General features: G+C 60.2%; 6 protein-coding genes. All 6 read left to right on the plus strand.

Annotated features, from left to right (window positions below):
* Positions 1–182: 182 nt before the first annotated feature.
* The 6 genes from BQ17_RS10210 (at position 183) to arsB (ending at position 7,029) form a co-directional block, all read left to right on the plus strand.
* Positions 183–1,925 (plus strand): tetratricopeptide repeat protein, encoded by a 1,743-nt coding sequence (locus BQ17_RS10210; protein WP_089726753.1) that lies wholly within the window; start codon positions 183–185, stop codon positions 1,923–1,925.
* The gene (locus BQ17_RS10215; protein ID WP_141699218.1) at positions 1,885–2,310 is read left to right on the plus strand and encodes a hypothetical protein; all 426 of its coding nucleotides are present in this window, start codon (positions 1,885–1,887) and stop codon (positions 2,308–2,310) included. Before BQ17_RS10210 ends, BQ17_RS10215 begins: the two co-directional genes overlap by 41 nt.
* A gap of 895 nt (positions 2,311–3,205) precedes the next feature.
* Positions 3,206–4,672, plus strand: coding sequence for a succinate-semialdehyde dehydrogenase (locus BQ17_RS10220; RefSeq protein WP_089726759.1), 1,467 nt, complete (start codon positions 3,206–3,208; stop codon positions 4,670–4,672).
* A 14-nt stretch (positions 4,673–4,686) separates the two neighbouring features.
* Positions 4,687–5,085: an arsenate reductase ArsC gene (locus BQ17_RS10225; protein ID WP_089726764.1), complete on the plus strand. Its 399-nt coding sequence runs from the start codon at positions 4,687–4,689 to the stop codon at positions 5,083–5,085.
* 104 nt (positions 5,086–5,189) lie between these two features.
* Entirely contained in the window at positions 5,190–5,528 is a 339-nt protein-coding gene (locus BQ17_RS10230) for an endonuclease domain-containing protein (RefSeq protein ID WP_089726760.1), read from the plus strand.
* A gap of 394 nt (positions 5,529–5,922) precedes the next feature.
* Entirely contained in the window at positions 5,923–7,029 is a 1,107-nt protein-coding gene (arsB, locus tag BQ17_RS10235) for an ACR3 family arsenite efflux transporter (protein ID WP_089726762.1), read from the plus strand.
* The last annotated feature ends 252 nt before the right edge of the window (positions 7,030–7,281 follow it).

A 7,281-nucleotide genomic window follows, 5' to 3' on the forward strand; every position in this document is an offset into this window, starting at 1 on the left:
CCCCTGCCCCCTGCCCCCTGACAACTGCCCCCTCTCTGGTCCGTGTCCGTGCCAACGTCTCAACGCAATCGGCGTCCAGCCCTGATTTCTGACATTGAGCCGGCAGAGCGAAAGTGAAAAAATGCGGTCTGCCGGGTCCGCACCGGGCGGACCTTTCAGACCCCAGGGAGAATCGCCGGGGCATGACCCAACTCATCAAGGTCGCGAATTGGCCGGGTAGGCCACGGGGACATGTGATCTTCGTGCACGGCCTGGGCGGACACCCCTACGATACCTGGCGCCGGGGCAAAGCCGACGCCGGCTTCTGGCCCCTCTGGCTCGCCCGTGACATCCCGGGCCTGTGCGTCTGGACGCTGAGCTATGCCGCCCCGCCCACCAACTGGATCGGCAACGCCCTGGCGTTACCGGATCAGGCCGTCCCTGTGCTGGAGTGCTTACTCGGCGAGCCGGTATTGACCACCGCGCCGGTGACCTTCGTGTGCCACAGCCTCGGCGGCCTGGTGGTCAAGCAGGTCCTGCGCGAAGCAAACGACCAACGGGGACACCGGCCAGAGGCGGGTGCGCTGTTGGACCGGGTCAAGGTCCTGGTGTTCATCGCCACCCCCCACACCGGTGCGATCCAGGCCACCTGGCTCGATCGGCTGCGCCTTGTGGCCTGGCCGTCGCCGGTGGCCCAAGACCTGATCAAGAACGCCCCCGCGCTGCGCAAATTGAATGTCTGGTACCGCAATTGGCCGAACGAAATCGCCAATCAGGTCTTCTACGAGGCCCATGCCACCGAGGCGGGTATGATCGTGGATCCCGACGGTGCGGACCCTGGGCTACTCAATGTCGTCCCGATCCCGATCGAGGCCGACCATATCGGGATCTGCAAACCGGCGGGCAAGGATGAGCTGCTCTATACCGCGACCCGCAGATTTCTCGCGGAAAATATCGGTGGAGAGGACCGGCCCGCCGAGGAGTACGCCGCCGCCAAGTTGGAGACCCCGACGCTGCCGGCGGTGTCGCGCTCCAGGCCCAAGACCTGGCTACCCAGGATGCTCCGCCTCGCGGTCCTGATCTTGGTTGCCGTTATCGGGTTCAAAGGCATCCAAGCGGTCTTCTTTCCGCCGGACCTGCTGCAAGAGTCTGGGATCGAGGAGGTCCTGCGCACCAAATACCCCGAGCTCACGCCGGAGCAGATCGAACGATCCATACGTTCGTTGCAGGCGTTACGCGATGAGCCGCGCTTCGAGCAAGCGGTCGAACAGGCGGAAAAAGGCAACCTGCATGTAGCCCAGGGCATCTGGCGCCAAATCTACGAGAATCGCAAGCACCAAGAGGACAAGGCACGCAGCGAGCGGGCCGAAGCTGCTCGCAACCTCGCTGCCATCGCATTTGTGGAAAACGCCGCGGAGGGCCTGCGCTGGTACCGCGAAGCGACCCAGCTCGACCCGGACAATCGGGAAGGCTGGTTGGGGTTGGGTGAAGCGGCCCAGGCCACCGGTACCTTGGAGGAAGCGGAAGCCGCCTATCGCAAGTACATCGCACTCGCCCGCCGGGCCGACGACAAACGCGAGCTGGCCGTAGGCCTCAGCGGCCTCGGCGACGTGCTGGTGGCGGAGGGGAATCTGCCCGCGGCGCGTCGGGCCTATGAGCAAGACCTAGCCATTGCCAAACGGCTGGCCGAGGCCGACCCCAGCCATGCCGGGCGCCAACGCGACCTGTCGGTGAGTTATAACAAGCTCGGCGACGTGCTGGTGGCGGAGGGGAATCTGCCCGCGGCGCGTCGGGCCTATGAGGACAGCCGTGACATCCTCAAGCGGCTGGCCGAGGCCGACCCCAGCCATGCCGGGCGCCAACGCGACCTGTCGGTGAGCTACGAGCGGCCTCGGCGACGTGCTGGTGGCGGAGGGGAATCTGCCCGCGGCGCGTCGGGCCTATGAGGACAGCCGTGACATCCGAAAGCGGCTGGCCGAGGCCGACCCCAGCCATGCCGGGCGCCAGGCCGATCTGGCGGTAAGTCATGAGCGAATGGGTGATATGGCCGTCAGGCTTGGACGGACGGAAGCGGCCTTGGCGGCATTCCAGGCGGCGCGGGACATCTACGGGAGGCTATTGGCGCGTTTTCCCGAGCATCCCCAGTTTCTTCTCGGGTCGGTGGTCCCTGACATCCGCTTGGCCGCACTCGAGGGCGCCGAGGGTAGGGCCTATCTCGAGCGTGCCCTCCGGGTATTGACCGGGCTCGAGGCGGAGGGACGACTGGATGCGCGGCGGCGTGCCTGGATTCCCGTTGTGGAATCGGCCTTGTCGGAGCTCGACTCGAAATAACCCTTTGGCTCGTTCCCACGCTCCGGCGTGGGAACGCAAGTGTGGCCGCTCCGGCGGCCAAGGTCTCACGACGCTGGAGCGTCAAGGGCTTGCTCCCACGCTGAAACCTGGGAGCCAGAGAGACCGGTTTGTGAGGGTACTTCAGGATTTGGTAGTGGTAAATTTTTAAATGGCCGAATTTGACCCCCTCTCCCCAACCCCTCTCCCGGCGGGAGAGGGGCTTCTGCAACACCCTCGGTGGGAGCGGGGCGAAACCCGTAGGTTGGGCAAAGCCGGTAGGATGTGGTGAGCCGCCGGGCGCGGGACGCGCCCGGCGGCGAACCGCATCTTTGGACTCGCGAGTCGGCTGAGTTTGCTTTTAGCCCGTGACGGTTTTTGTTGTGAACGGCATCTTGCTCACCATGAGTTCGTGAAGCTCCACTTTCAAGCTCGCATTATCTATATCTATGCCTACCAGGTATCCTGATTCGTCGTATTTGATGGGTGCCTCCTCCGAGAAGTTTGCAATATTAGTCGAAACTATGCACCAGGTCCTGTTGACATTTAACCTAACCGTTTGTTTTTCATATGTTAGGTAGCCGCAATGCGCAAGCGGTCCGCACCGCGGACCCTAACCTAACCACTTGATTGACTGTAGGGTCCGCTGTGCGGACCTGCTAAATGTCAACACGCCCTAGTGCCCAGTTTCACCGAAAATTCCATGGTAAAACCACTCCCTGTCATCTCGACCGAAGGGAGAGATCTTTGGCGGTAAGAGAACCACTCAAGTTACAAGACCTCTCCTTCGTCGGGACAAGGATTTCTCGCTTCGCTCGAAATGACAACGAGTGGGCCTTGTGGCTATTTACCACTACCCTTTTTCTCTTATCGGACACAACCACGGGGTGAGCGAGTAATGCGAATCCGGGACATCGACCTGTTGCGGGAGCAGGGTTATATCGGCGGCGAGTGGGTAGAGGCCCAGGACGGTGCCTGGCTGGATGTGACCGACCCGGCTACCGGGGAGGTCATCGCGCGGGTGCCGAGCATGGGCGCCGCCGAGACCCGGCGGGCTGTGGTGGCTGCGGAGGGGGCCTGGGATGCCTGGCGGGCGTTGACCGCGGCGGAGCGGTCCGGGTTGCTCAAGGGTTGGCAGGCATCGATGCTTGCGCACCAGGAGGAGCTGGCCCGCCTCATGACCGCGGAGCAGGGCAAGCCGCTGGCGGAGGCGCGCGGCGAGGTGGTCTATGCCGCTTCGTTCCTCGACTGGTTCGCGGAGGAGGGGCGCCGGGTCTACGGCGATGTCATCCCCGCCCAGCATACCGACCAGCGCATCCTGACCCTCAAGCAGCCGGTGGGGGTGTGCGCCCTCATTACGCCCTGGAACTTCCCGCTCGCCATGATCGCCCGCAAGGCCGGCGCGGCCTTGGCCGCCGGTTGCACCCTGGTCGCCAAGCCGGCGGAGGACACGCCCCTGACAGCCCTAGCCCTGGCGGTGCTGGCGGAGCGGGCGGGTATTCCGCCGGGGGTCTTCAATGTGGTTACCGGCGAGCCGGTCCCTATCGGCGGGGAGCTGACCGCCAATCCGATCGTGCGCAAGCTGAGCTTTACCGGCTCCACCCAAGTGGGGCGCCTGTTGATGCGTCAATGCGCGGGTACGGTCAAGAAGCTGTCCCTGGAACTCGGCGGCAATGCCCCCTTCATCGTCTTCGATGACGCGGATCTGGACGCCGCCGTCGCAGGCGCCATCCAGTCCAAGTATCGCAACAGCGGTCAAACCTGCGTCTGCGCCAACCGCATCCTGGTGCAGGACGGTGTCTATGATGCCTTCGCCGAGCGTCTGGCGGCCAAGGTCGAGGGCCTGCGGGTGGGACCGGGGACGCAAGCGGGGGTCGAGCAGGGTCCGCTCATCAACCCGGAGGCCGTCGCCAAGGTCGAGGCCCATATCGCCGACGCCCTGGGCAAGGGGGCGCGCCTGCTGGCCGGCGGCGACCGACACGCCCTGGGCGGGACCTTCTTCCAGCCCACGGTGCTGGCGGATGTCACCCCGGACATGCGCGTCGCCCGGGAGGAGACCTTCGGCCCGCTGGCGCCCCTGTTCCGCTTCGACACCGAGGCAGCGGCGGTAGCCATGGCCAATGCGACCGAATATGGGCTGGCCGCCTATTTCTACAGCCGCGATCTGGGCCGGGTGTGGCGGGTCTCCGAGGAACTGGAATACGGTATGATCGGCGTCAACAGCGGTATCATCTCCACCGCGGTCGCCCCCTTCGGCGGCGTCAAGCAGTCGGGCCTGGGGCGCGAAGGGTCCCGCTACGGCATCGAGGAGTACCTGGAGATCAAATATCTGTGTCTGGATATCGGCGGCTCCCGAGCCCAATGAGAGGTCATAGAGTAATGAAAAGGGTATTATTTGTTTGCGTGGAAAATTCATGCCGCAGCCAGATGGCCGAGGCATTTGCAAAGATACATGGTAAAGACCGACTGGAGGCCCATAGTGCCGGCTCCCGGGCATCGGGCAAGGTGAATGAGAAGGCAATAAAATCAATGCGGGAGGTAGGTTATGATCTGAATACTCAGCGATCGAAATCGCTGAATGAGATTCCCGCTGTGGAGTATGAATACGCGATCACAATGGGATGTGGGGATGAATGCCCTTATGTCAAGGCGAAACGGCGACAGGATTGGGCTATTCCGGATCCGAAAGCTATGAATGAGCAGGATTTCAATAAGGTAAGAGATACGATTGAAACCAAGGTCTTGTCGTTGATCGATTCCATGAATAGAGAGGGATAACCCTGAGATATCCCCCCAAAGTGGAGGGTGTCGCAAAAGCCCCTCTCCCCTCGGGGAGAGGGGCTGGGGAGAGGGGGATCAAAGGATGATCCTCGGTACTTGCTATGTCTGACCTGACAAAGCTGGCCAAAAACCTTCGCAAGAACTCGACCGATGCCGAACGGATGCTCTGGACCCATCTTCGCGCCCACCGATTTCACGGCTTGAAATTCAGGCGCCAACAGCCTGTCGGTAGATACATCGTCGATTTCATCTGCTTCCAGAAGGACCTGATAATCGAACTCGACGGTGGTCAACACGCTGAACGGAAAGTTGCGGATAGGCAGCGCGAGGCATTTCTCAAAGCGAGGGGCTTTCGAATATTACGGATTTGGAACAACGAGCTCATGAATAATCTGGAAGGGTCTCTCCGTGCAATCGAGATCGCGTGCGGGATTGTTTAGATCACTCTCCCCTTTTAGATCACCCTCTCCCCAACCCCTCTCCCTCAAGGGAGAGGGGCTAGCGGGCGGGGTTGACCGGCGGGGGTTGGAGTCTTCAATCCCGCTCCCTCAAACAGCCCCTCTCCCGGCGAGAGAAAGGCTTTTGCGACACCCTTGCCGGGAGAGGGTTGGGGAGAGGGGGTCAAAAGGCCAGGATCGGTGCCTTTTACGACACCCTCAAGCGGAGCGAGGGATCTCGGCCGCTGGAGCGGCCACAACAGCATTCCCACGCTGGAGTATGGGAATGAGCCGTAAGAGCTGGGAATGAGCCGTAAGAGCATCGTGGCAGCTCATTCACTCTATAACTCGTCGTTTCAGATTCAATAATGTGAGAATACTTCCGGGGATAACCTGAATGGAAGAAAAGAAATTATCGATATTCGAACGGTATTTGACGGTCTGGGTATTGCTCTGTATCGCGGCCGGTATCCTGCTGGGAAAGGCCGCTCCCGGCATTGCGACAACACTCAATGATTTCTCGATTTATCAGGTATCCGTGCCCATTGCGGTCTGTCTGTTTTTCATGATGTACCCGATTATGGTGAAAATCGATTTCGCGCAAGTCGTAAAATCGGCAAGCACACCAAAACCGGTCCTGCTCACCCTGTTCATAAATTGGGCGGTCAAACCCTTTTCAATGTTTGCGATCGCCTATTTCTTCATAGGTTATTTGTTCAAGGATTTCCTGCCCGGCACGGAAATCCTTGCCAACGGCGAGGAAGTCGAGCTGTGGCGGAGCTACATCGCAGGGGCGATTTTGTTGGGGATTGCACCCTGTACCGCAATGGTCCTGATGTGGGGTTATCTTGCGAAGGGTAATGATGGGTTGACCTTGGTCATGGTCGCGATCAATTCATTGGTGATGCTTTTCCTCTATGGTCCATTAGGAGGCTTATTACTCGATGTGAATGCCATGCCGGTTCCTTGGCAGACGATGTTACTTTCCGTTTCGATTTATGTCGCACTACCCTTGATCGCGGGTCACTTATCGAGGAAGTGGATCATCCGATACAGGGGGATCGCGTGGTTCAACCAGACATTTCTACACTGGCTTACCCCGATCAGCATAACCGCCCTGCTATTGACATTGGTTCTGCTGTTCTCATTCAAGGGAGAGGTCATCATGGGCAATCCGCTTACGATTTTGTGGATTGCCGTCCCGCTTTTCATACAAACGGTCGTTATCTTCGCCAGCGGCTATTTTATACTCGCGAGGTGGTTGAAACTCTCCTACCATGATGCCGCACCGGCGGCGCTGATCGGGGCCTCTAACCATTTCGAAGTTGCGATAGCCACCGCCGTCATCCTGTTCGGCTTGTCGTCCGGTGCGGCCTTGGCCACCGTGGTCGGAGTGCTCATAGAAGTCCCGCTCATGCTCATGCTGGTAGCAATCTGTAAACGCACTTGTCATCTATTCGACGAATGTCATCTGGATTATCCGCAATGTGAGCGGATGATTTAGGGATCTTGGAAAATTGCGACACCCAAAGGTTTCCCGCAGTGGACTTGTATCCGCTACCTGGTGTCCAGCAAAGACCGGAACCTGTGCGTCCACCTAAAGATTTAGAGGCTGTCTAAAAACTAACCCATTGATTTTCTACTGGCATTGATTTTCGGCTGGCTCCCCAGGCTCCAGTGTGGGAGCAGACCTGGTCCCGACGGAGGAGGGATCTGACGCTCCAGCGTCGATTAAGCGCCTGGTAGGCTAACCGCC

The sequence above is a fragment of the Candidatus Thiosymbion oneisti genome (assembly GCF_900092655.1).
GTDB classification, from domain to species: Bacteria; Pseudomonadota; Gammaproteobacteria; order Chromatiales; family Chromatiaceae; genus Thiosymbion; species Thiosymbion oneisti.